The 23,706-nt window shown below is 68.8% G+C and carries 21 protein-coding genes and 1 tRNA gene; 8 read left to right on the plus strand and 14 right to left on the minus strand.

The annotated features are described in order from the left end of the window. Positions 1–2 precede the first annotated feature (2 nt). The 3 genes from EIZ44_RS16540 to EIZ44_RS16550 are packed head-to-tail and all read right to left on the minus strand — an operon-like array spanning position 3 to position 3,948. Entirely contained in the window at positions 3–1,415 is a 1,413-nt protein-coding gene (locus EIZ44_RS16540; protein ID WP_134729534.1) for an amidase, read from the minus strand. After that, complete coding sequence (locus EIZ44_RS16545; RefSeq protein WP_134729536.1) at positions 1,412–2,728, minus strand: MFS transporter; 1,317 nt, start codon at positions 2,726–2,728, stop codon at positions 1,412–1,414. The genes EIZ44_RS16540 and EIZ44_RS16545 overlap by 4 nt, the downstream gene beginning before the upstream one ends. A 20-nt stretch (positions 2,729–2,748) precedes the next feature. Further along, positions 2,749–3,948: a CaiB/BaiF CoA transferase family protein gene (locus EIZ44_RS16550; RefSeq protein ID WP_167754157.1), complete on the minus strand. Its 1,200-nt coding sequence runs from the start codon at positions 3,946–3,948 to the stop codon at positions 2,749–2,751. A gap of 105 nt (positions 3,949–4,053) precedes the next feature. On the opposite strand from EIZ44_RS16550, the gene EIZ44_RS16555 reads away from it, so the two are divergent. Further along, positions 4,054–4,671, plus strand: coding sequence for a TetR/AcrR family transcriptional regulator (locus EIZ44_RS16555; RefSeq protein ID WP_167754158.1), 618 nt, complete (start codon positions 4,054–4,056; stop codon positions 4,669–4,671). On the opposite strand, the gene EIZ44_RS16560 is transcribed toward EIZ44_RS16555, so the two are convergent. Beyond that, the gene (locus tag EIZ44_RS16560; protein ID WP_134729540.1) at positions 4,653–5,228 is read right to left on the minus strand and encodes a DUF3885 domain-containing protein; all 576 of its coding nucleotides are present in this window, start codon (positions 5,226–5,228) and stop codon (positions 4,653–4,655) included. The two genes, EIZ44_RS16555 and EIZ44_RS16560, sit on opposite strands and share 19 nt — an antisense overlap. After that, complete coding sequence (locus tag EIZ44_RS16565) at positions 5,225–5,893, minus strand: DUF4291 domain-containing protein (RefSeq protein ID WP_439098601.1); 669 nt, start codon at positions 5,891–5,893, stop codon at positions 5,225–5,227. The genes EIZ44_RS16560 and EIZ44_RS16565 overlap by 4 nt, the downstream gene beginning before the upstream one ends. Positions 5,894–6,037: 144 nt before the next feature. Here EIZ44_RS16565 and EIZ44_RS16570 point away from each other — a divergent pair, with 144 nt between their 5' ends. Beyond that, positions 6,038–6,745 carry a DUF6218 family protein gene (locus EIZ44_RS16570; RefSeq protein WP_134729541.1) on the plus strand — a complete coding sequence of 236 codons (708 nt, stop codon included), beginning with the start codon at positions 6,038–6,040 and terminating at the stop codon, positions 6,743–6,745. 5 nt (positions 6,746–6,750) lie between these two features. Beyond that, positions 6,751–8,031: an exonuclease domain-containing protein gene (locus EIZ44_RS16575; RefSeq protein WP_240691329.1), complete on the plus strand. Its 1,281-nt coding sequence runs from the start codon at positions 6,751–6,753 to the stop codon at positions 8,029–8,031. A 95-nt stretch (positions 8,032–8,126) separates the two neighbouring features. On the opposite strand, the gene EIZ44_RS16580 is transcribed toward EIZ44_RS16575, so the two are convergent. The 3 genes from EIZ44_RS16580 to EIZ44_RS16590 are packed head-to-tail and all read right to left on the minus strand — an operon-like array spanning position 8,127 to position 10,805. After that, positions 8,127–9,095 carry an ornithine cyclodeaminase family protein gene (locus EIZ44_RS16580; RefSeq protein ID WP_205673173.1) on the minus strand — a complete coding sequence of 323 codons (969 nt, stop codon included), beginning with the start codon at positions 9,093–9,095 and terminating at the stop codon, positions 8,127–8,129. 19 nt (positions 9,096–9,114) lie between these two features. After that, complete coding sequence (locus EIZ44_RS16585) at positions 9,115–10,584, minus strand: sodium:solute symporter family protein (RefSeq protein WP_134729547.1); 1,470 nt, start codon at positions 10,582–10,584, stop codon at positions 9,115–9,117. Continuing rightward, positions 10,581–10,805, minus strand: coding sequence for a DUF3311 domain-containing protein (locus EIZ44_RS16590; protein WP_037814089.1), 225 nt, complete (start codon positions 10,803–10,805; stop codon positions 10,581–10,583). The genes EIZ44_RS16585 and EIZ44_RS16590 overlap by 4 nt, the downstream gene beginning before the upstream one ends. A gap of 290 nt (positions 10,806–11,095) precedes the next feature. Here EIZ44_RS16590 and EIZ44_RS16595 point away from each other — a divergent pair, with 290 nt between their 5' ends. Next, positions 11,096–11,590 (plus strand): hypothetical protein, encoded by a 495-nt coding sequence (locus EIZ44_RS16595; RefSeq protein ID WP_134729549.1) that lies wholly within the window; start codon positions 11,096–11,098, stop codon positions 11,588–11,590. A gap of 25 nt (positions 11,591–11,615) precedes the next feature. On the opposite strand, the gene EIZ44_RS16600 is transcribed toward EIZ44_RS16595, so the two are convergent. Genes EIZ44_RS16600 through EIZ44_RS16610 form a run of 3 tightly spaced genes read right to left on the minus strand, consistent with a single transcriptional unit; the run spans position 11,616 to position 14,420 of the window. After that, entirely contained in the window at positions 11,616–12,206 is a 591-nt protein-coding gene (locus EIZ44_RS16600; protein ID WP_037814086.1) for a TetR/AcrR family transcriptional regulator, read from the minus strand. After that, on the minus strand, positions 12,203–13,225 hold the full coding sequence (locus tag EIZ44_RS16605; RefSeq protein WP_134729551.1) for a phosphotransferase family protein: 1,023 nt from the start codon (positions 13,223–13,225) through the stop codon (positions 12,203–12,205). Before EIZ44_RS16605 ends, EIZ44_RS16600 begins: the two co-directional genes overlap by 4 nt. Further along, positions 13,218–14,420, minus strand: a complete 1,203-nt coding sequence (locus EIZ44_RS16610) for an acyl-CoA dehydrogenase family protein (RefSeq protein ID WP_134729553.1) — start codon at positions 14,418–14,420, stop codon at positions 13,218–13,220. Before EIZ44_RS16610 ends, EIZ44_RS16605 begins: the two co-directional genes overlap by 8 nt. Before the next feature lie 127 nt (positions 14,421–14,547). Here EIZ44_RS16610 and EIZ44_RS16615 point away from each other — a divergent pair, with 127 nt between their 5' ends. Together EIZ44_RS16615 and EIZ44_RS16620 are read left to right on the plus strand one after the other, a co-directional pair. After that, on the plus strand, positions 14,548–15,312 hold the full coding sequence (locus EIZ44_RS16615) for an SDR family NAD(P)-dependent oxidoreductase (protein ID WP_205673174.1): 765 nt from the start codon (positions 14,548–14,550) through the stop codon (positions 15,310–15,312). Between the two features lie 449 nt (positions 15,313–15,761). After that, positions 15,762–16,364: a DUF3558 domain-containing protein gene (locus EIZ44_RS16620; protein ID WP_043831439.1), complete on the plus strand. Its 603-nt coding sequence runs from the start codon at positions 15,762–15,764 to the stop codon at positions 16,362–16,364. An 830-nt stretch (positions 16,365–17,194) separates the two neighbouring features. On the opposite strand, the gene EIZ44_RS16625 is transcribed toward EIZ44_RS16620, so the two are convergent. The 3 genes from EIZ44_RS16625 to EIZ44_RS16635 form a co-directional block, all read right to left on the minus strand. Beyond that, a tRNA-Arg gene (locus EIZ44_RS16625) sits at positions 17,195–17,268 on the minus strand. Between the two features lie 812 nt (positions 17,269–18,080). Next, complete coding sequence (locus tag EIZ44_RS16630; protein ID WP_205673175.1) at positions 18,081–18,509, minus strand: peptidase inhibitor family I36 protein; 429 nt, start codon at positions 18,507–18,509, stop codon at positions 18,081–18,083. 188 nt (positions 18,510–18,697) lie between these two features. Further along, on the minus strand, positions 18,698–19,738 hold the full coding sequence (locus tag EIZ44_RS16635; protein ID WP_134729557.1) for a LacI family DNA-binding transcriptional regulator: 1,041 nt from the start codon (positions 19,736–19,738) through the stop codon (positions 18,698–18,700). 156 nt (positions 19,739–19,894) lie between these two features. Here EIZ44_RS16635 and EIZ44_RS16640 point away from each other — a divergent pair, with 156 nt between their 5' ends. After that, positions 19,895–21,913 (plus strand): bifunctional copper resistance protein CopD/cytochrome c oxidase assembly protein, encoded by a 2,019-nt coding sequence (locus tag EIZ44_RS16640; protein WP_205673176.1) that lies wholly within the window; start codon positions 19,895–19,897, stop codon positions 21,911–21,913. A gap of 102 nt (positions 21,914–22,015) precedes the next feature. Then, a complete protein-coding gene (gene ettA, locus EIZ44_RS16645; protein WP_037814074.1) occupies positions 22,016–23,692 on the plus strand; it encodes an energy-dependent translational throttle protein EttA in 1,677 nt (558 codons plus the stop codon). The last annotated feature ends 14 nt before the right edge of the window (positions 23,693–23,706 follow it).

Consider the following 23,706-nt stretch of genomic DNA (forward strand, 5'->3'; position numbering starts at 1 on the left):
CGCTATCGCCGGGCTGTTATTCCCGGGCGAGGCGCACCGAGCACCCGCTCCAGGTCAGCCGCGACGCGGAGCAGGAGCTCGTCGCGGTGGTGCGGAGCGACGAGTTGGACCGCGCACGGCAGGCCGTCCGGGCTGAGACCGGTAGGGATGCTGATCGCGGGGTTGCCGGTGTCGTTGAACGGCGCGGTGAAGGCGATCGGGATCGTCCACCGCTGGACGTCAGGGCCTTCCGCGGGCCAGGCGGTGGTCGGGGTGGTCGGGGTGAGGAGCAGGTCGCAGCGGTCGAAGCGTCCGGCGGCCCAGCGGTCGAGCTGCCCGCGGTATTCCCAGTAGCGCGAGAGTTCTGCTGTGGTGACGGAACTTCCGTGGTCGAGGAGGTCCGCGAACCAGGGTTCGAACCGGTCGCGGTGCGCGGAGAACTCCTCGGCAACCGCGGCGAACCGCTGGTAGGCAAGGACTTTCTGGCGCAGCTGGACGGCGGCCGGGAAGTCTTGAGCGTGCGGATGGGCGATTTCGTCCTCCGCGACGTTATGGCCGAGTTCTCGCAGAACCTCGATCGCGCGGTCGACCGCGTGCAGCACCGCCGGTTCGGGATCGGCGATGCCGAGGGTTCGGTGGACGACGATCCGCAACGCAGGCGGCCGCTGCTGAAGTCCCTCCACATAGGACTTCGCCGGACGCGGAAGGGAGTACGGGTCTGCCGGGTCGAACCCCGCGGCGAGATCCAGGTGCAGCGCGGCGTCGCGCACCGTGCGGGTCATCGGCGTGAGACAGCTGTGCTGCGTCCAGGACGGAATCGCGGCCGGGCCGTGGGGAATGCGGCCGCGGGTCGGCTTGAATCCGACGATGCCGCAGAGCGCGGCGGGGATCCGGGTGGAACCGCCGCCGTCGCCTGCCGTGGCGAGGGAAACCAGCCCGGCGGCGACGGCCGCAGCGGCCCCGCCGCTCGAACCGCCTGACGACTTGTCGAGATTCCACGGGTTTCGGGTGATGCCAAAGGCTTCGTTGTGGGTCGCGATCGCGGCTCCCATCGGGGGAGCGTTGGTCTTGCCGATCACGATGGCCCCCGCCGCGCGAAGCCGGGCGACGTGGACGCTGTCGGAGGCGGCGGGCGGAGCGTCGCGGAAAGCTTTGGTCCCTCGGGTGGTGGGGAAACCCTCGGCGTCTTCGAGGTCTTTGACCGCGATCGGAATTCCGGCGAGCGGACCGGGATCGGCTCCGTGCGCGAGCCGGTCGGTCAGTGCCGTCGCCTCGTCGAGCGCGCGTTGGGGGTCGAGCGACACGACCGCGTTGAGATCGCCGTTGATCGAGGCCACGCGGTCCAATGTGTGGCGCATGAGTTCGAGCGGCGAGAGTTCGCGAGTGCGGATCATCGCGGCGAGTTCGGTCGCGGTGGCGAAGGACAGGTCGGTCACGCGTGCTCCTGAGCCGGGCTGGTCGCTGGGCGGATGTTGGGCGCTGGGGAAAGGCCGATGCGCGCGGCGTCGCGTTGCGGCCGGATGGCGAAAGCGGCGTAAGCGCCAGTCAGCACCATGATGGCGGCTCCGACGGCGAAAGCGGCCGGATAGCCGTAGTGGTCGATGAGGCTGCCGGTGACCGCGGGCGCGATGATCCCGGGCAGCGTGCTGATCGCGACAGCCAGCCCGAAAACCGTGCCCCGCTGCCGGACGGGTACGAGTTCGCCTGCCGTCAGGTACCCAAGCGGATAGGCGAGGCTGCCCGCCGCGAACGCGATCATGATCAGCACGACGCGCAGGCCGTCCGACGTCGTGAGCGGGAACAACGCCATACAGACGCCGGCGAGCGCGACCGCGATCCCTTGCGTGGCACCGCGGGCCCACCGGCTCGAGACCCCGCGCCGGACGAGCCGGCCGGTCGCGGGGACGACGGTGAGGATGAGCACGATGCTCAGCGCGGCGTGCAGGCTGATCACCGTCGCCGAGGTCTTCGGGCCGAATCCGGCTTCGGTTTGCAGGTACGCGGGCAGCCAGGACGAGCCGAGCGCCAGCGACCAGTAAGCGCCGAAAGCACTGGCGAACCCGCCGAAAACCGTGCCGTTGAGCAGTAATTTGCGGTACGGGACACGTGCTGGTTCGGTGTTCGTGGCAGCCGCCGTCGGTGCCGCGTAGGGCCCGTCGTGCCCGACCGGCAGCCACACGAGTGCCCAAAGTCCGGCGACCACCGCGAGGACGACGAACGCGGCCCGCCATCCGTAATCGGTGATGATCCAGGTGAGCAGCGGCGCGGCGACGAAGATGCCGGCCGAGCCGCCGGTGAGCTGCAACGCGGTGGGCAAACTGCGGCGCTCGTCGGGAAACCATTTGTACAGCGCGTGCATGCTCATTCCGGACGCCGGGCCTTCGGCGGCGCCGAGCAGGACGCGGCTGGCGAACAGCGTCGGCACCGCGGCGAACGCGAGCACCGGCACCTGCGCGACGGCCCAGCACACCGCCAGCGCGAACAGGATCCAGCGGCTGGCGACCTTCGCGGACAGCAGTCCGGCGGCGAGACTGGTGATGCTGAACAGCAGGTAGAAACTGCTCGCCAGCAGGCCGTAGGTGCTGTTGGACAGGTGCAATTCGCGCATGATCGGCACCGCGGCGAGCCCGAGCACCGCCTTGTCCGCGAAGTTGATGACCATGAAGACCGCGATGAGCGCGGTGACCGCCCAGGCCCGGCGGCGGATCGACCGAGGCGCGTCCGGGGACGGCGGCGCTGCGAAAGGCATGATCGGCTCCTTTGCCGGAATCAGATGACGCCGTCGCGGCGGAGGGTCGCGAGGTCGTCGTCGCGCAGGTCGAGCAGCTGGCGGAGAACGTCGTCGGTGTGCGCGCCGAGGCTGGGCCCGAGTGAGTTGATGCGTCCCGGGGTGGCGCTGAGCCGGGGGATCGGCGCGGCCATGGAAACGGTGCCGTGCTCCGGGTCCTCGACGTCGACGATGGTGCCGCGCTCGCGGTAGTGGACGTCCTCGGCGATGTCGGCGATCGTCATGATCGGCGAGGACGGGATGCCCGCGTCGTTGAACACCCGTGTCGCCTCGTCCGCCGGCTGCTCGGCGACCCAGCCGGCGATGATCGCGTACAGCTCGTCGGCGTGCTCGGTGCGAGCGACGCGGGTGGCGAACCGCGGATCGGCGGCGAGTTCCGGCCGGCCGATCACCGCGGCGAGCCGGCGGAACAACGGGTCGGTGCCGGCGTGGACGGAAATCCGCCGTCCGTCGGCGGTGTCGAAATCGCTGGCGGGCACCACGTGCGGATTGCGGTTGCCCATGCGGCGGCGCACCCGGCCGTTCGCCGAGAAGTCGAGCAGCGCGTCCTCGACCGCGCGGAACCCGGCCTCGTACAGGCCCAGATCCACGACCTGGCCGTTGCCTCCGTTGACGTCCCGCTCGTACAAGGCGACCATCGCCGCGAAAGCGGAAAGGTACGCGCCCATGTAGTCGATCACCGCGTAGCCGGACCGGACCGGAGCCCGCCCGGGTTCGCCGCTGACGTCGGTCAACCCGGCGAAGGCGCTGGCGATCCGGTCGAACGCGCCCCGGTCGCGGTAGGGGCCGGACAAGCCGTAGCCGGTCAGGTACACCAGCACCGCGCGGGGATTGAGCGCCTGCAGCGTTTCAGGGTCGAGGCCCCACTTCTCGAGCGTCGGCGGGCGGTAATTGGTGATCACGACGTCGAAGTGCGGCACCATCCGGCGCACGAGGTCCTGTCCGGCGGGCTGGCGCAGATCCACCGTGACCGACTTCTTGTTGCGGCCCTCCTGCAGCCACTGCAACGACCGGCCGCCCCGCTCGGCGGCCCGGCCGCGAGTGAAATCGCCGCGGCCCGGTTCCTCCACCTTCACCACCTCGGCGCCGAAATCGCCGAGGAACGTGGCCGTCACCGGCGCGGCCAGCACCGTCGCCACGTCCAGCACCCGCACGCCCCGCAACGGCAGTTCTGCTTCCACCACAACTCCCAACGAAGTGTTATTAACGAAACGTTGGTAACGAACCGTATAGAGTGGCCCGAGGCACAACAAGGCGTACTGACGAGTAACTTACGAGGGGACGGCGTGACCGAGCAGCCGAGCACCGCACCAGCCCGACGCCGGCGGCGCAGCCGCGAGGAGACCAAGGCCGATCTGCTCGCCGCCGCCCTGCGACTCCTTCGCCGCGACGGCGTGCTCGCGGGAATCAACCTCCGCGAGGTCGCCAAGGAGGCGGGCGTCAACCACGGGCAGATCTACGTGTACTTCGGCAGCCGCCAGGCACTGTTGCGCGCGGCGATCGCCCAGATGCTCGAACAAGACCGCCTTGACCCGAGCACACACTGGGAACAGCCCTTCGCTGAACGACGGCGAGCGATGTGGCACTGGGCGCTCCGGCAGCCGGACCTGGTCAAACTCGAAGCGCTGCTCGCCCTCGACGAGGACCCCGAACTCACCCCGTTCCCGGCGCTGGACCTCACCCGCCGCGCCCTGGAACGAGACAAGAGCGACGGCAGCCTCCCCGCCGACGCCGACGGAGAAGTCATGCACGCCATGACTGCCGCCGCCTACTTCGGCTACTGCATCTTCCGCACGGCGTTCGCCCGGGACCTCGATGTGCCGCCGGAGGAACTCGACGCCCGGGCAGCCCGGGTCTACGACCAGATGGTGTCGGCGCTGGCCGCTCAGAAACCGGAGGGGTGAGCGGAAAGCCAGTCGGCGTGGCGACGTTTCAGTTCGTCGCGTTCGCCGGTCGTGGGCAGCAGGATGTCGGCACCTCCGTCGTACGGATGGTGCACGCGGTCAAACGACAGGCTGGCGATCATCACGTGGGCGGCGACCTCGTCGGCAACGGCGCGGAGCAGGAGGTCCACCAGCCCCGTACGCCAACGTCGGCGGCCCGCGTAAAGATGGGTGTAGACGATGAATTCCGGGTCGGTTTCACCCTCGTTCGCGCGCACAGTCGTCCAATGCTGGGCACCCGGATTCCAGAGCGCGTGTCGCTCGGACAACTCCGGGGGCTCGGACGTCCCTGACCAGTCAGCGGTGACGATCCAGACCTCCTGCCCGCCGAACAATTCGTCCAGAACCGTGTTGTAGCGGCCGAGCACGATTGCGTACTCGGCGTCGGTGCCGGGATAGCGCTGGGATTCAGGCAGGCTGTGGAAACGCACCCATCGGTCGGGGTAGGCGTGCTTCAGGCCGTCGGGCAGCGGACGGCACTGGGGCCACTGCTCCCGCCACAACGCGGACAGCTTCACGCGGGCTCGTCGACTTGAGGCTCGCTGGCCCCGATCAGGCCGAGAATCGGCGCGGGCACGGGATAAACCCGCTCGACCGGCAGTTCCTCCCGCGCAGCATCGAGACGGCCATCGCTGACCTGGCGGTGGACCCGCTCCGCGAACGGGGTGATGTCCGTGATCTTGGTGATCCACTGGTCGAGATAGCGGTCGACAGCCTCGCCGGACAGCCCGATCTGGATTGCGCGCCGGTTGAGCGGAGCGAGTGTCACCGATCGGTCCGGATCCCACTGAATCCGCACCGGACTGGCGTTTTTGCGCTCAGCCCACTGCTGCTGGCTCGCGTAGGTCCCGGATTCGTAGCTGCTCAGGGCAGCGTGCGCGAGCGCCCATTCGAAGCCGTCCCGGGTGAGCTGGATTTCCAGGATCCGTTCCTGCCCCGGTTTGGCCGCCCACCCGGCCCGGTACATCATCCACAGGAACGAAGGTTTGATCCAGGTCATCCGCTCGCGCTTGAACGGCGCCACGAACGTCTGCGCTTCGACTGCCGCGTCGGCGATTTGCGGTGAGTACGCCTGATAGACGGTGATGGTGTGGTCAGTGAAACTGGCCTGCACGTCACGGCGAGGCATGCTTGGCGCGTCAGGTTTCGTGGGTGAGCGGTCGGGGATGAGCTGGCCGGGCACGTGCTTGCCTCCGTGGTCGTCAAGTGAGGCTGATTGTGCCTGCTCGCAACGATTGTGTCGCTTGCATTTCGACTCTCGCGCGAACTCCTCCGTGTAACGGATTCGCCGCAGCGACGACCTGTTGTTGTCGGAAGAGGAGGTTCGATGACGGACGCGGTGACTGACGAAGTCGCGGCGAGTGATGCTGCGACGTTCCAAGTTCCCGGAACTGCGGTGCTCGCGATTGGCGAGGGAGACAACGGCGTGGAGTCGCTCGCCGTGTGGCACGTCAGCGCGGTGGGTGCGCTGACGGGAGCCTGGGTCTCGCCGGTCTCGGAGGTGTTCGGTGCTCGCTCGGCGGCACGGCGCGTTCTGTCGTTCCTCGAACGCCGCGCTGTCGCCGACGTGTATCCGGAGACAGTGCCGGGCTGGTTGGAGCAGTTGACCGCGGCGGCGGATCTTCCGGAGCGGAACGGCTGGTGGAAACGCCAGGAATTCTCGCCGGTCGAAGCGTTCGGGGAGATCGTCGAGCGTCGGCGGAGGTACGCGGGCACCGTCGAAGAGGAACGCGCGCGGAACAAGGCGATTACCGATCTGGAGTGGGTGCACGAACTGTCGGACGGCGTTGAGGTCGGCAGCTTCGAGGAGCTGCGGCGGATTGCCGGGGTGCGCACCGCTGAGGGGAACCCTGTCGTGTCGGAGGCGCTGACGATCGCGCGGACGTTGAGGTGGGTGGCGTCGGTGTGGGCTGAGACTGAGAAGGCGAAGAACCGCCGTCGTTATGTGCGGGAGGTGCACGGCGAGGTGGAACCCTTGCCGCCGAGCTGGCTGAGCGCGGTGCAGGTCGCGAGTGCGACGAGGCTGCCGCTGTGAAGGCCGTGCACGGTTACGCCGTCATCGACACCGAGACCACCGGAATCCTCACCGGCGGATGGCAGCACCGGATCGCGGAGATCGCCGTCGTCCACGTCAGCCCGGACGGCACGATCACCGGCGAATGGTCGACCTTGGTCAATCCGGAGCGTGATCTGGGCCCGCAGAACGTGCATGGCATCCGCGCCGTCGACGCGCGGCGCGCCCCGTTGTTCGGCGAGGTGGCCGGCGATCTCGTGGCGCGGTTGCGCGGACGAGTCGCCGTCGCGCACAACTGGTCGTTCGACGCCAGGCACCTTCGGTCCGAGTTCGAACGCCTCGGCATCGAGACGCCGTTCGAATCCTCGTCGGGCCTGTGCACAATGCGCGCGGCCGGCCGGATCTGCCTGGGTTCTCGGCGCTCTCTGGCCGACTGCTGCGCGGCGGCAGGCGTGCCCGAACGTTCCTGGCACAGCGCGCGTGACGACGCACTGGCAGCGGCCGAACTGCTGGGGTACTTCATCCGCTGTGCGCCGGACGCGGTGACGCTCACCGAAGCGCAGGTGGGCGCCGCGTTCTGGGACTGGCCGCGGATTCCGGTTGGCACCGCGGCTGCGGTGAGGCGCAGCGAACCAGGACACGTGGAACCGCATTTTCTCGCACGGCTGGTAGAGCGGATGCCGCGCGACGAGGAACCTGTCGCCGACGCGTATCTGGCCATGCTCGATGCGGCGCTGCTCGACCGGGACATCTCCTCGACAGAGGGGGACATGCTCGTCGACCTCGCGCACGATCTCGGCCTGGGCCGCAACGAATTGGTCGCACTGCATTTGAGCTATATGCGCGATCTTGCCCGGGAAGCATGGGCCGACGAGGTGGTCACCGACGAGGAGCGACACGACCTGCTCACCGTCGCGACGCTTCTCGCGCTCGATCACGTGGTGGTGGACCAAATCCTGGACGAGGAACGCGCTGCGGCCTCTTCCGCCGCGCCCTCCGGCGGCAGACTCGGCGGGCTGGCGCTGAGACCAGGAGACAAGGTGGTGTTGACCGGGAGCATGGCGCGGGGTCGCGAAGAGATCATCGCGCAGGCGGCAGCCGCAGGCGTGAGAGTAATCGGGAGCGTCAGCCGGCAGACTCGCGTCGTGGTGGCGGCAGACCCTGACTCGCTGTCGGGCAAGGCGCGCAAGGCGCGTGAACTCGGCGTTCCGGTGGTGTCGGAAGAGGCGTTCCTGACAGTCCTCGACCGGTTGGCGGAGCCGGTTTCAGCACCGGTCGTGAGGATTGACGATCTGCTCGATCACTGAGGCGGAGGTCTTGCGCCCAGGAGACCCGGGCGCAAGCTGCGTTCCGCCCGAGGATCATCGTTGTGGACAGCGAAGTTTGTTGCCGCACTGCGCCGTCATCGGTCCAGTGCGATTTCGACGCCGAGCCCTTTGCTTACGACGCGCCGCAATACCAACGCCGCCGTAGCGATGTCCTGGACCGCCACCCCTACCGAGTTGAACAGGGTGATCTCACTTTCCCTAGTGCGCCCAGGACAGACTCCCGCCAGCACTTCTCCTAGTTCAGTTGTCAGGTGCTCCTTGCTGATGACGCCCTCGTGCAGCGCGGTGAGCGTGGCACCCGACTCGGTCAACGCGGTATGCCTGCTGTCCACGACGACGCGGGCGCGCCGCAGGCATTCCGCGTCGATTTCGCGGTGGCGGGGGCGGGGCGGCGCGCCGACCACGTTCAGATGCTGGCCCGCGCGCAGCCAGGTTCCGTGCACGATCGGGTCCACTGACGGGGTGAGCGTGCACACCACGTCGGCGGCCTGGACTGCTTCGGCAGGGGTGTCCGCCACGCGGATTTCGCACCCGGAATCGGCTGTCTCGTCCCGGAACGCCTGTGCGGTCGCGGGATTGCGGCTCCAGACCACCACTGTCCTGATCGGACGGACGCAGGAAATGGCCGCCAGGTGCGCTCGCGCCAGTGCACCGGCCCCGATCAAGCCCAGCACTGAGCTGTCCGGATTGGACAGTGCTCTGGTCGCTACCGCTGAAGCCGCCGCAGTGCGGTAGCGGGTGATGACCGCACCGTCCAGCAGAGCTTCGGCGCGGCCGGTCGCGCTGTCGAGCAGGGTGATCGTCGACTGCTGGCGCGGCCTGCCTGCCGCCGGATTTCCCGGCAGGTCGGCCAGCAGCTTGACGCCCCCGGCACCGTCCACTGTGGCCGTCATCGGGACGAGAAGCCCGTCGTTGCCGGGGATCGGCGCGCACGAGCGGCCGGGCTGGGTGGCTCCGCCGAGCACGAGCTGGCGGTGCGCGTCCTCGACGGCGTCGATCACCTCGCGCAGGTCAAGCACTGCCTCGACATCCGAACGCGTCACGATGCGAACCATGTCTGCCTCACCGTTCGCCGGTCGCCGGAACCGGCTGGGCTGGTTTCCTCGCCGGCGAAAGGATTTCGCGCGCCCGGCGGACGATCGGGATCTCGTGGTCGACCGGTTTGCCCGCATAGAGTGCGGACAAGCCCGCCGCGACCGCCGCGTTCACCGCGGCCGCGATCAGTCCGCTGTTGACGACTCCGCCGACCGGAGCCTTGCTGAAGTACAAGAACGCCACGGTGACGCAGCCCGTGATCAGCCCGACAGCCAGCGGGACCGCGCGCAGCTTCCGGAAGAACAGCACGCCGAGCCAGGCCGGCACCAGTTGCGCGGTCAGCGACAGCGCCAGGTTGAGGAACGTCAGCATGATCGAGGACGCGAACGTCGTCAGCGCCGCGGTGCCGACCAGGAACGCCGCCATGATCGGCTTGAGCCTGCCCTGCGCGGCCGCTTGCGAGCGCTTCGGCAGGATGTTGCGGGTGAGCACGCCGCTGAACATCAGCGCGTTGCCCGCCAGCACCAGCACCCCGGCCAGCCCGGCGCCCGCCGCGACCAGGCCCACGATCCAGTCCGGCGCGAGTTCGCGGGTCACCTCGAGAAAGACCGAATCGGCGTTGTGCAGGCCGGGCCTGGTCTGCAGGCCGTAATAGGCGGCGAAGACCAGCAACGGGTACATCAGCATGTACAACGGCATCCAGATCACGGACTTCTTCACCCCGGCCTCGGAACGCGCGGAGAACAGGAACTGCGCGGGCAGCGTGAGGTAGAACTGCAAGGACTGCATGAGAATCGTGGTCATCGCGAAGACCAGCCCGGCGCCGCCGACGGTGGCCAGCCGCGGCGCCGTTTCGACCACGGCGAAAACTCCGGGCACGCCCTTCGCCGCGATCACCGCCGCGATGCCGGCGAGCATGATGCCCAGCAGCATGAACACGTCTTTGACGATCGCGACGAACGCGGTCGAGCGCATGCCCGACGCGGCGACGTAGACGAACGCGATGACCCCCGCTCCGACGATCGCCTCCAGGCGGGTGACCGGGATGCCCAGCCCGGTGAGGACCGTCTGCAGCCCGATGAACTGGAAGATCGCCCACGGCACCAGCGCCAGCACGAACGAGACCGCGGTGAGCCGTTCCAGCAGCCGGTTGCGGTAGTGGCCGTACATGACGTCGGCGACGGTGACTGCGTCGTACGCCTTGCCCGCGCGCCACACGAGCGGAGCGAGGAAGTAGCCGAGGACGTAGCCCGCCAGGATGTAGCCGATGAACCAGATCCCGTAGGAGGCGCCTTTGGCGTAGATGCCGCCCGGGAAGCCGAGCATGGTGCCGATGCTGTAGATCTCACCCACCGCGAGGAAAAAGATCAACCGGCTCGGCAACGCCCTCCCGGCGACCAGCGTGGCGACCGCGCCCTTGCCGGTCCCGCCGCGGCGAGCGGCCAGCGCCACCCCGATCGACAACGCCATGACGACGGCGAATACCGCTGCGATCATTCTTCTCCGCCTTCCACTCGCCGGTACTGCGCACGATCGAAGAACCGCCACGACGCCCACAGGCAGAGCGTCGTCAGCGGCAGCCAAGCGAACAGCCACGCGAACACCAGTGGTATGCCGAACACGGTGGCGGTGCTCTGACTGCAGAGCGGCACGCCGACGAAGATCGCCAGCCCGGGCAGGCCTAGAGCGATCACGAGAGACCAGCGACTTCCGAGCATGAGACCTCCTGAAGCCTGGGACGGCACCCGCCGGGACGACAGCGGCCGGGTCGGTTGCCCGGCTCCGGATGCGGTGTCCCGGAGGCAATTTGGTATACCAGAACTACGGTAAGAGGGCGGCGAGGTCCAGCGACAGGTCCAGTTGTGAGCCAGATCTCAGTGCCAGATGGTAGGCCTGGCTGAGCGTCGCGGGTCTTCTGACTCCGGCGGTCGTCCGAATATTGCGATTCCCCGAAATGCTGCCGCGAGCGTATGGTCCCTCGTCGTCCCAGCCCTCCGGAAGGCTCCTGATGCTCGAAGAAGATTTCGTGCGCGATCTGCGAAAGCTGGCGCACGAGACCGGGCTGGAGGGGGACTCGTTCGAAAGCGGCCATGCTCGCTGGCGCGTATATTCCGCCGCCCTGCGGATTCCTGGCAGAGCCGACCAACTGATCTCAGCGCTAGGCCATGAGCCAGACGAGGCAATCGCTGTTTCGGTTGCCTTGAAGTGCATCGAGGAGCTTCCCGAGCCGCTTCGCGAGATGGTGGCAAGCACGCTTCCTGTTGGTAATTCACAAGAGTTCGTAAGAGCGCGCATGGCGGACCTGTCGGTGCTCGATGCAATCGTTTCACGGCCTGGTGATCAGGTGGAGCCAGCTTCGATGGAACGCTGGTCGCCGTGGCTGCAACTGCGGGCCGCGACCTCTTCCTCTCGGCAGCAAGTGCTCGAGTACCTGGCTTCCTCGGGGCGCACGAAACGAATCAGACGGACGGCACTGGCTCGATCGAAGGAATTGAGCAGTTGAGACCAGTGCCGATCGCGCTGATGCGTCAGTCTCCCGCAGCCTGGCGGTAGCCGACGAGACGCAGTGCGTGGTCGTCGTACGCGTACGCCAGCGCGTCCTCCGCGAGGTCGCCGTCCTCCCGGTACCAGACGGAAATGCCCATGCCCATGTCGAGAACCGCGTAAGACGCCAGCTTCGGCGAGCGAGTGTGGAACACCCCAGCCGCGGCGCCTTCTTCGATCAGTTCGCGGAATCCGTTCTCGTAGCGGGTTCGCTGTGCCACCACCTGGTCATGCGGTTCCGGTTCCAGGTTACGGATTTCTCGCGTTCCCACAAAGGCTTCGAGCCGTCGCCGGGCGTGGAAGCGCACGTGGGCGTCGACCGCGCGGCGGAAGCGGTCTACTACGTCGTCGGTGCTTGCGGTTGCCTGGTCGAAGCCGGTCTGCAGGTCGCGCATCGTGGCGGTCATGATTTCGGCCAGCAGATGCTGTTTCGAGGGCACGTGCTTGTAGATGCTGGGGCCGCGGATCCCGACGGCGGATCCGATGTCGGCCATTGTCGTCGCGAGGTAACCGCGCTCGGCGAACAGGGCGAGTGCCGCGTCCCGGATCTGGTCGATCCGCTCTTCGGAGCTCATGCTGCCGGGAAGGCGCGCAGGCCCGCCGCGACCAGTTCGGGGACGGCTTGTCCGACGGTGTCGAACCCGTCGCCGACGGTCTGGCCGGCCAGGTGCCGGGCGTGGATTCCTTCGGCGATCACCGCGATCTTGAAGTATCCGAGCGCCAGGTGGAAGTCCAGATCGGACAGATCACGGCCGGATTCGCGTGCGTAGAACTGCGCCTGGGTTTCCCAGGACGGCAGGCGGTCGTCGGTGGACGCGGCACCGCCCGGCAGGACCGGGGCGAACGCCGGATCGCGGTAGACGAGGCTCAGCGCCAGGTCGGCTAGCGGGTCGCCGAGCGTGGCCATTTCCCAGTCGACGACTGCCCGTACCTCGGCCGGGCGGCCGGTGCCGAGGATGGCGTTGTCGATGCGGAAGTCGCCGTGGACGATGGCGGCGCCGGACTCCGCGGGCACCGCGGCGGAGAGGCGGGCGTGCAGGGTCTGAAGGTCGTCGAGTTCGCGGGTCGCGACCCGTCGCCATTGGTCGGCCCAGCGGTCGACCTGGCGGCGGAGATACCCGGCTGGCCTGCCCAGCCCGCTCAGGCCGACCTCGGCATAGGGCACGGCGTGCAGCCGGGCCATGGTCGTCATCAACGTCTCCGCGATTTCGGCGAGTTCGGCGTCGCTGAGCGGGTTCAGGTCGGCCGCGGTGCGCAGTACCGGACCGTCCACATGCGACACGATGGAGAACGGCGTACCAAGCACCGCTGGATCTTCGCACAGGGCAACCGCCCGGGCGACGGGGACGGCGGTGTTCTGCAGGGCGTCGACAACCCGGTACTCGCGACCCATGTCGTGCGCGGACGGCGTCAAGCCGCCCAACGGCGGGCGGCGCAGTACCCACCGCACGGCGTCCGCGCGCAGCAGATACGTGAGGTTGGAACGGCCGCCGGACAGCAGTTCCGCTTCCACCGGGCTAGTGAAGCCGGGGACTGTGCGTCGCAGGTATGCCTCGAGCGCGGGTACGTCGAGGCCGACGGGCGAATCAGGCATCCGCGGCCGTCCTCGCCTGCTTGGCCGCGCGCTTGGCGATCGCCCAGCGGTGCGTCTCGGACGGGCCGTCGTAGATCCGGAACGGCCGGACCTCCCGCAAGAACCGGGACAGCGGCACATCGCCGGAAACGCCCAGCGAACCGCAGAGCTGCAGCGCGCGGTCGACCGTCCGGTACACCGCCTCGGCGGTGAACGTCTTGGCGATCGAGACCGATTGCGCCGACGGCTGGTCCAGGTCGATTTCCCAGCACGCGCGCAGGATCAGCGCGCGGGCCGCGGCGATGTCGATCTCGTTGTCGGCGATCATCTGCTGCGCCATGCCCAGTTCGGCCAGCCGGGAACCGAACAGCCGCCGTTCGTTGGCGCGCTCCAGTGCGATGTCCTGTGCCCGGCGGGCGATCCCGAGCCACCGCATGCAGTGCGTGAGCCGGGCCGGGCCGAGGCGCACCTGCGCGTACTCGAAGCCCCGGTCGACCTCGCCGAGCACGGCGTCGTCCGGTACGAAGCAGTCGTCGAAGACGAGTTCGCAATGCCCGCCGTACAGCGATTCGTCGAGAGTCTCGATGTGGCGCACCATTCGCATGCCGGGGTTGTCCGCGTCGACGAAGAACATCGTCGCGCCGCCGCGATCGCCGGGCGCGCCGGACGTCCGGGCCATGCAGATCGCGTACGCGGCACCGTCTGCGCCGGTGATGAACCACTTGCGGCCGTTGAGGACCCAGCCGCCCGCCGCCTGCGCCGCGTGGGTGGTCAGCGCGGCAGGATCCGCGCCCGCTCCCGGCGCCGGTTCGGTCATCGCGAAACACGACCGGACCGCGCCGGTCGCCAGCGGGCGGAGGTACCGCTCCCGCTGCTCCGGAGAGGCGATCCGCTCCAGCATGTGCATGTTGCCCTCGTCCGGCGCGGCGATGTTGAGCGCCAGCGGCCCGAGCAGGGAGTAACCGGCTTCCTCGAACACCGGGGCCCGACCGCGCATGTCCAGCCCGTGGCCGCCGTACTCGGCGCTCACGTGCGGCGCGAAGACGCCGGCGTCCTTGGCGGCCTGTTGCAGCTTGCCGCGCACGGCTTCGCCCTCGTCGCCGGTCAGGACGCCGCTGGACGCTTTCTCCGCGTCCAGGACGGTGTCCTTGACCAGCCACCTGGTCCGGTCCGCCAGAGCGAGCACCTCGGGGTCCTGCGCGAAATCGACGGCCATGCGGTCCTCCTGGCTAATTGAGATTAGCTGAGCGAGATCTAGGGCGTTAGTTGTCCGTCAGTGTAAGGCTAACGTACATTAGCTGCTCGCGGCGCCCGTCGCGAGGAAGGCGAAGGAGAGTGGCGTGATGTCGGTACTGGACCTGTTCCGGCTGGACGGCAAAGTCGCGGTGGTCACGGGGGCGAGTTCCGGGCTGGGCGCCGGATTCGCGCTCGCGTTGGCCGACGCGGGCGCGGACCTGGTCCTCGCCGCGCGCCGGACCGAACTCCTCGACCGGACGCGCGCCGCGGTGGCCGAACGGGGCAGGCGAGCGCTGGCCGTGGCGACCGACGTGCGCGACCCGCGTCAGTGCGACCGGCTCGTGGAGGCCGCGCTGGCCGAGTTCGGGCAGGTCGACGTGCTGGTCAACAACGCGGGCATCGGCACCGCGGTACCCGCGCTGCGCGAAGAACCGGACGAGTTCCGCAAGGTCATCGACGTCAACCTGAACGGCGCCTACTGGATGGCCCAGGCGTGCGGCCGCGCGATGGGACCGGGGTCGAGCATCGTGAACGTCGCCAGCGTGCTGGGGCTGATCAAATCCTATGTCCCGCAAGCCGCGTACGCCGCGAGCAAGGCCGGGCTCCTCGGCCTGACCCGCGACCTGGCCCAGCAGTGGTCCGGCCGCAAGGGAATTCGCGTCAACGCGCTCGCGCCGGGCTATTTCCAGAGCGAGATGACCGCGGAAGTGCCGAGCGAGGGTCTGGCGGAGTTCATCCGCTCCACGAGCCCGCTCGCCCGGATGGGAGAACAACACGAACTGGACGCGGCGATGCTGTTCCTCGCGTCACCGGCGTCCGGCTACGTCACCGGCACGACACTCGCGGTCGACGGCGGAATGTCCATGCACTGACTGCGTCGCGGGGCGACCAGTCGGCGTGCGTACTGGACGCAGCACTCGGCTGTGGGTGTTCCAGGGGCGGCTGACCGCGGATACGTCCGTCTACTGTGGACGGACCTGCCCGGTGGCCGAGGTGCCTGCGGAGATGGCACGCCACGCCCGATGCGGCGGTCCGGGTCCTCCGCTCGCGGACAAGTCAGCCGCGAATTGGTTCTTCGAGGTTCGGCGCATGCGGACAGAGCGCCTTCACCGCCGCCGGCCTCATCAGCCTCGGGCGGGTCTCGACGATATCGGCGTGGCAGGCCGCGCCTTGTGTGAAGGGCGGGCACAATCTCGATGGTGATCACGGAGACTTCCTCGTCGTCAAGGAGCCCGGATCGCGACCGCGCAGCACTGAAGCTGGGTGGGGCAAGATAATCGCGACACGTTGAACCAGCAGGCTAAGGGAGTCTGAGCACCAGATGCCGCACCGCACCGTCCGACTCGCCACCGCTGCCGTCGCCACGATCGGCTTGCTCGCCGCCTCCGCCTGCGGCGGTGAGACCGGCGGGACCGGAGGAACTGCTCAGCCGCCGGCCAGCAGCCCGGCCGACAGCGGCGGCTCGGGGCCCAAGGTTCCGGCCCCGCTGCCTACCAAGGACTTGCTCGCCGATCCGTGCAGCGTGCTCAACGCCGCGGAGGCAGCACAGGTCGGTCTCAAGTATCCCGGCGAGAAGAGCTCCGGCGTGTTGAACGGGTGCCGCTGGACTTCCTCCGGAAGCAACCTGAACTTCGTCAACAACACGCCGATCGAGCAGAACAAGCGCGGGATCAGCGACATCTACGACCAGAAGGCCAAGCAGGCCTACTTCGAACCCACCACGGTCAACGGCTACCCGGCCGTCTTCGCCGGTACCGAGGACAGCCGCTCGAACGGGATCTGCACCCTCTGGGTCGGCGTCACCGACCAGCTCGCCGTCTCGGTCCTGCCGAACATCAGCATGGGTTCGAACAAGAAGGACCCCTGCAGCATCGCGAAGAAGTTCGCCACCGCGATGATCGGACATCTCCAGGGGGCGTCGTGATCGTCACTCGACCTCTGGGCGGGCTCAGGCGGGAAGCTCAGCGTGTCTTGTCCATGTCGTGGCCGGAGGGGATCCAGCGGTTACGCCTTCCGCTCGGCGGCGTCCGGCTTCTGGTGGCCCCGATGCGCTGATTCGACCAGCCCGATCCAGTGCTGTTACGCGCTGGGCGGCTTCGGGTACGAGGAGCGCGGATACCTGCGTTCGCCTCCGCTGATGCTCGAGCGGGGAAGCTGGCTCTTGTCGTCGGAGCGGGCTGGCCCAATGTGGTTGGCGGCTAGGCGGCTTCGTCCGTTGCGGTGGTCTTTGTGGACGGTCGGTGCGACGGCGTTACCGGCTGGCGGGCGAGGTCGATGCCGAGGGTGAGTTGCCCGGGTGACCGGCGGACTCTGGTCGGTGGGGCCGGCACCTCGGCGGCGCGCTGGTTCTCGGCAGGTCGCGGGGTGCTCGCGGTCAGTGATCGTGGGTGACGGGCGAGATAGTGGAGTTTGCGGAGGTGTCGCTGGACGAGCCCGGCGCGGCGCGCTTCCTCGAAGAGAACTCGGGCTGCTCGGTTCCGCGTTCGTCGGCTGGGACTGGGACGGTCGGACATGGGGATTCCTGGCGTGGGTGAGCTGGCTGAGGGCAAGATCACGAGTGCGGTTCGACCTGATTGAGGCGTCGTGATGGCGAGTGGCGGCGGGGTGCTTCTGGACGGGCGGGAGTGCCGACTCGGGGCAATGCCTTGCCGGAGACGTCGGATGCGCTTCGACCGCGTCCGGCAAAGGTAGGGGCCGGCTGATTTCCGGCCTTCGGCCGGGCCTGGCCAGGGATTCCCCTGACCAGGCCGTTTGTGCCCCCGGCAGGACTCGAACCTGCGACCTAGAGATTAGAAGGCTCTTGCTCTATCCAGCTGAGCTACGAGGGCCCGGGTGGCTGACAGCTGCTGACCTCCAGCATGGGCAGCTTAGTCATCGCCAATCTCTCGATCGTTCGACACCGTCGAATCGTTTCAGCTTCCGTTCGTCGGATTTGCGGGTCTTCGGGGGCGGAATGCCACAGCGTGCGACGGTTCCGGTACGCACTGCGCGGGGGAGCGGCCCGCTGCTGCGGCTGGACTGGGGTTTGTGCAGCTTGCGCACCTGGATCTCCTGAGCGGGGCGGCGGGACGGGGTTCGGGGGCGGGCGGTGCGGCTGGGCAGACTGTGGCGATCTTGTGATGTAAGGCGTCTGCCCGGGCGGGGGCGATTGGGCGGTTCGGCGGTTGCGGCCGGTCTCCAGGGTGTTCGAGCGGGGCTGGACCACCTCGGCCCGGCAGGCGGGGCGCGCACGAACTCGGACATCACGTCCGCGCACGTCAGGTCGGTGTGCGAGCTCCTGCGGTCAGGGGCCGCGCGGGAATCTTGGCGTCAAGTCGGAGCGCGAACGTTGCTGCCAGGTCCGGGCGACAGGTCGGTCCTGCTGAGAGCAGCGGCAGCCGCAGAGCAAGGCAGACCTGCACCCGAATGGGGCCGAACCGCATTGGCCGCGGTGGAGGACAGGGAGCCTCGCCTCCCGCCCCCGGGTCGGGGGCCGGGAGCGGGAGGCGAGGGGCCCGTGGGCGCGATGGTTCCGGGCTGCGCGCCCACGGGCCTGGGGCCGCTCGGGGGTGCGGCCCCCGGGACAGGCGGCACTAAGGCTGCGAGTCGACTCGGCCTGGAGCGGCCTCGTTCGCCTGGCCCGGTCTCGGGAGGGCGGGGCTTATTCCCACACTTTCAGGGCACGCACCGCGAACGGGGACTGCGGGACGTACGTGCCACCGCCCGGATAGGTGATGAAATCGCCTTCCGTCGAACAGTCCGCTCCTTGGTAGATGGTGACGTCGCGGGTCATCCGGTTGACGAAGGAATGGCCTTGGAATCCCTCGGGCAGGAGAATGCAATCACCCGGATTTGCCGTGCGCAGGTCATAACTCTGCACGCCGCCGGAATAGGTTTCGGTGTCCCACAGGCAGAACTCGCCCGCACCGCAGGCGGGAGCGGGCGGAACGGCCGGGGCGGCTTGGGCCAGGCCGGAAGTGGTCAGGAGACCGGCGGTGACCAGCAGCAATACCCCGGGCAGGCGGGACGCGGCGGCGGGCCGGGAGCGGCGGCCGGGGAACGGCAGGGACGGCAGCAGACGGCGGAACATCGTGGGAACTCCCCCTCAATCGAAGCGATGCCGGGCGAAGGAGCCGGCGGGTATCCCGGGAAACCGGGCATGTCTCCACCTTGGCGGGTTCCCCGTGATTTGTCTGCCCGCATTCCTACGTCTGTGGACAAGTAGTTTCGCGTCACCCGGACGAGACCTAGTTGTCCACAGATCGCCGAGCGGTCTTGCTAAATCGCGGCCGTGCTTTCCCGGACGGCCAGCGAGACCGGGAGTTCGACAGGCGGCGGAACCGGGGCGGCGGCGAGGAGGTCCATCACCAGTTCTCCGGCCACCCGGCCCTTGCCTGCCAGGTCTTGCCGCACGGTGGTGAGGGGTGGTTCAGACCACGCGGCTTGCGGGGTGTCGTCGAAGCCGACGATCGAGACGTCGGCAGGCACCCGCAGGCCCAGCCGGTGGGCGGCGGCGATCGCGGCGAAGGCCAGCTGGTCCGACATGCACAGCAAGGCTGTCGGACGCGGGGAGGCGGTCAGCAGGTCCGTCGCGGCGGCGCGGGCGGTCGAGGCGGAGAGCCACGGGGCCTCGGTGACGGTGACGTCGGTGATTCCGGCGGCGGCCAGCGTGTCGAGGTATCCGGCGAGGCGTTCGCGGGTGCCGTGGAAAGGGCTGGTCACCGCGGAAAGGCGCGGGGCGGCCAGGATTCCGAAGCGGCGATGGCCGAGCTCCACTAAATGGCGGGCGGCCAACGAAGCGCCGCCGCGGTCGTCGCAGCCGACTCGGGCCGTGTCGGGGAGGGGCGGCTGGTCGATGACCACCAGCGGCAAACCCCGGGTCCGCACGGCTTCCAGTGCGGGAGTGCCGTCGGCGAGGGAGTACGCCACGGCGATATCCGCTTGTGCGGCCAGCACTCGCGACGCGGGCGGGCCCTCCTGGGTCTCGCGGCCGGGCAGCAGCAACAGCGCGTTCCCGGTGGGTTCCACGGTTTTCGCGAGCGCGTCCAGGGTGATCGACAGCGCGGGGTCGGAGAAGGCCGCCGACAGCGACGAATCCAGCAGGAAAGCGATCGCGCCGGTGCGGCTCGTGGCGAGGCTGCGGGCGGTCGGGTTCGGGCCGGGGTAACCGAGTTCACCCGCCACCCGCAGAATCTGCTCCCGCAACTGCGCCGACAGCTGGTCAGGCCGGTTGTAGGCGTTCGACACAGTGGCGCGCGACACCCCGACCGCCTCCGCGACGTCGTCCAGCGTCGGGCGGCGGCGACGGCTGCTGGTCATCGGCGGAGCATAGAGGAAAGCCTTGCCGTGCACCGGATTCCGTCCGGCAACCCGCCTCGACCAGCGCAAACACCGCAAGCGAGCGTTCCGGCGCGAAACCCGGCGAGCGCCCCGCCCCGCGCACCGCCGCGCGCGCGACCGGCCTACTCTCGTACCGTGAGCTCGGAACCTGTGACGAAACCCGCCCCGAACCGCGGCCGCAAGACGAGCGTGCTCCCGCTGCTTTCGGTCGGAGTCGTGCTCGGCGCGGTCGTCGCGGTCGGGCTCGTCGCGCTCACCGGCGGCGCGGGCTACGTCATCGCCGGGCTGCCGGACCCGGGACTCGTCACCCGCTACGGCGTCACGGTGGTCCGGGTGCTCGCCGAAGCGGCGTCGGTCGTGTGCGTCGGCGCCTTGCTGCTGGCCGCTTTCCTCGTGCCGCCCCAGAAATCCGGCACGCTCGCGCCCGAGGGGTACGCCGCGGTCCGCACCGCCGGGATCGCCGCGTGGGTGTGGTTCGCCGCCTCGATCCTGTCGGTCGCTTTCACCGCCGCGGACAGCGCGGGCAAGCCGTTCGGTGACGTCCTTTCGCCGGACACCCTGCTGAGCCTCGTCGGCGCGATCGAACAGCCCAAGGCGTGGCTGTGGACGGCGCTGATCGCGATCCTGCTCGCCCTCGGCTGCCGCCTGGTGCTCAGCTGGGGCTGGACGGCGGTGCTGTTCTTCCTGTCCGTCGCCGGGCTCGTCCCGGTCGCGGTCACCGGGCACTCGGCCAGCGGCGGCTCGCACGACCTGGCCACCAACAGCCTCCTGTTCCACCTCGTCGCGGCCGCGCTGTGGGTCGGCGGGCTGCTCGCCGTGCTCGCGCTCGGCTGGCGCCGCGGCAGGAACCTCAGCCTCGCCGCGCAGCGGTTCTCCAAGCTCGCGCTGGTCTGCTGGGTCGTGATGGCGGTGTCCGGCATCGTCAACGCGCTGGTCCGGATCAACCTCGGCGACCTCTTCACCACCGACTACGGCCTGCTCGTCGTCGCCAAGATCGTCGCGCTGCTGCTGCTCGGCGTCTTCGGCCAGCAGCAGCGCAGCCGCGGCGTGGCCAACCTCGTCGACGGCAAGGGCGGCAGCCAGTTGCTGCGGCTCGCCGCCGTCGAGGTGCTGATCATGTTCGTCACCATCGGCATCGCGTCCGGCCTCGCCCGCACGCCGCCGCCGGCCGACGCGGTCACCCAGCCGGGCACTGTCGAACTCCTCATCGGCTACGACCTCCAGGGCCCGCCGACGTTCTGGCGGCTGCTCACCGACTGGCGGTTCGACCTGATCTACGGCACCCTCGCGATCGTTCTCGCCGGGCTCTACCTGGCCGGCGTGCGGCGGCTGCGCAAGCGCGGCGACACCTGGCCGGTCGGCCGGACCGTCGCGTGGCTCGCCGGCTGCCTGGTGATCCTGCTGGCCACCTCGTCGGGCATCGGCCGGTACGCGCCCGCGATGTTCAGCGTGCACATGGGCACGCACATGCTGATGTCGATGGTCGCGCCGGTCCTGCTGGTGCTCGGCGGCCCGGTCACGCTTGCCCTGCGCGCGCTCCCGCCAGCCGGCCGCGAAGCGCCTCCCGGACCGCGCGAATGGCTGCTGGCCGCCGTCCATTCGCCGGTTTCGCGGTTCCTGACCAACCCGATCGTCGCCCTGCTGCTCTTCGTCGGGTCGTTCTACGCGCTGTACTTCTCCGGCCTCTTCGACAGCGCGCTCAACTACCACTGGGCGCACCTGGCGATGAACGCGCACTTCCTGCTCGTCGGCTACGTCTTCTACTGGCCGGTGATCGGCGTCGACCCGGCACCGCGGCGGCTGCCGCCGATCGGGAAGCTCGGGATGATGTTCGGCGCCATGCCGTTCCACGCGTTCTTCGGCGTGATCCTGATGAACATGCAGACCGTGATCGGCCGCGAGTTCTACACGGCGCTGAAGCTGCCGTGGGTCGGCGACCTGCTGACCGACCAGCGCCTCGGCGGCGGCATCGCGTGGGCTTCGGGCGAGGTGCCGGTGCTGCTCGTGCTGATCGCGCTGCTGGTGCAGTGGGCCCGCCAGGACGAGCGCGAGGCGAAGCGGCGCGACCGGCGCGAGGAGACCACCGGCGGCGAAGAACTCGCCGCCTACAACGCGATGCTGAAGAACCTCGCCGAGGGCAAACGGGCGGAATGACTCCCCGGATTTGATATCGCCGGAGTGAGGACGACCTGACCCTCGGTAGCGCGGTGGTAACCGCCGTCAGGCCGCCGGAGGAGCCACTCTACGATCGGTGGCATGGCCGAGTTCATCTACACCATGAAGAAGGTGCGCAAGACCGTCGGGGACAAGGTGATCCTCGACGACGTGAGCACCGCGTTCTACCCCGGAGCCAAGATCGGCGTCGTGGGCCCGAACGGCGCCGGCAAGTCGACCGTTCTCAAGATCATGGCGGGGATCGAGCAGGCCAGCAACGGCGAGGCTTTCCTGCAGCCGGGCGCGAGCGTCGGCATCCTCATGCAGGAGCCGGAGCTGAACGAGGAGAAGACCGTCCGGCAGAACGTCGAGGAGGGCCTCGGCGAGACCAAGCAGAAGCTCGACCGCTACAACGAGATCGCCGAGCTGATGGCGACCGACTACAGCGACGCGCTGATGGAGGAGATGGGCCAGCTCCAGGAGGAGCTGGACCACGCCGACGCGTGGGAGCTCGACTCGACCGTCGAGCAGGCGATGGACGCGCTGCGCTGCCCGCCGCCGGACGAGCCGGTCACCCACCTCTCCGGCGGCGAGCGCCGCCGCGTCGCGCTGTGCAAGCTGCTGCTCTCCGCGCCCGACCTGCTGCTGCTCGACGAGCCCACCAACCACCTGGACGCCGAAAGCGTGCTGTGGCTGGAGCAGTTCCTGGCCACCTACAAGGGCGCCGTCCTCGCCGTCACCCACGACCGGTACTTCCTGGACAACGTCGCCGAGTGGATCATGGAGCTCGACCGCGGCCGCGTCGTCGGCTACGAGGGCAACTACTCCACCTACCTGGAGAAGAAGCGCGAGCGGCTCGAGGTCCAGGGCAAGAAGGACGCCAAGCTGGCCAAGCGGCTCAAGAGCGAGCTGGAATGGGTGCGGTCCAACGCCAAGGCGCGCCAGACCAAGTCCCGTTCGCGGCTCGACCGCTACGAGGAGATGGCCGCGGAGGCGGACAAGCACCGCAAGCTCGACTTCGAGGAGATCCAGATCCCGCCGGGCCCGCGGCTGGGCAGCGTCGTGGTCGAGGTCGAGAAGCTGCGCAAGGGCTTCGACGACCGGGTGCTCATCGACGGGCTCTCCTTCGACCTGCCGCGCAACGGCATCGTCGGCGTGATCGGCCCGAACGGCGTCGGCAAGACCACGCTGTTCAAGACCATCGTCGGGCTCGAGGAGCCGGACGGCGGCTCGGTCAAGATCGGCGAGACGGTCAAACTGTCCTATGTGGACCAGAGCCGCGGCGGGATCGACCCCAAGAAGACCGTGTGGGAGGTCGTGTCGGACAAGCTCGACTACATCCACGTCGGGCAGACCGAAATGCCTTCGCGCGCTTACGTGAGCGCGTTCGGCTTCAAGGGCCCGGACCAGCAGAAGCCGGCCGGCGTGCTGTCCGGCGGCGAGCGCAACCGGCTCAACCTCGCGCTGACGCTCAAAGAGGGCGGGAACCTGATCCTGCTGGACGAGCCGACGAACGACCTGGACGTCGAAACGCTGGGCTCGCTGGAGAACGCGCTCGAGCAGTTCCCCGGCTGCGCCGTCGTGATCTCCCACGACCGGTGGTTCCTCGACCGGGTCGCGACGCACATCCTCGCCTGGGAAGGCACCGACGAGGACCCGGCGAAGTGGTTCTGGTTCGAGGGCAACTTCGAGGGCTACGAGAAGAACAAGGTCGAGCGCCTCGGCGCCGAAGCGGCTCGTCCGCACCGGGTCACCCACCGCAAGTTGAAGCGCGACTGACCGGCGCGGGGGTC

This window comes from Amycolatopsis nivea (genome assembly GCF_004522235.1).
GTDB lineage: Bacteria > Actinomycetota > Actinomycetes > Mycobacteriales > Pseudonocardiaceae > Amycolatopsis > Amycolatopsis nivea.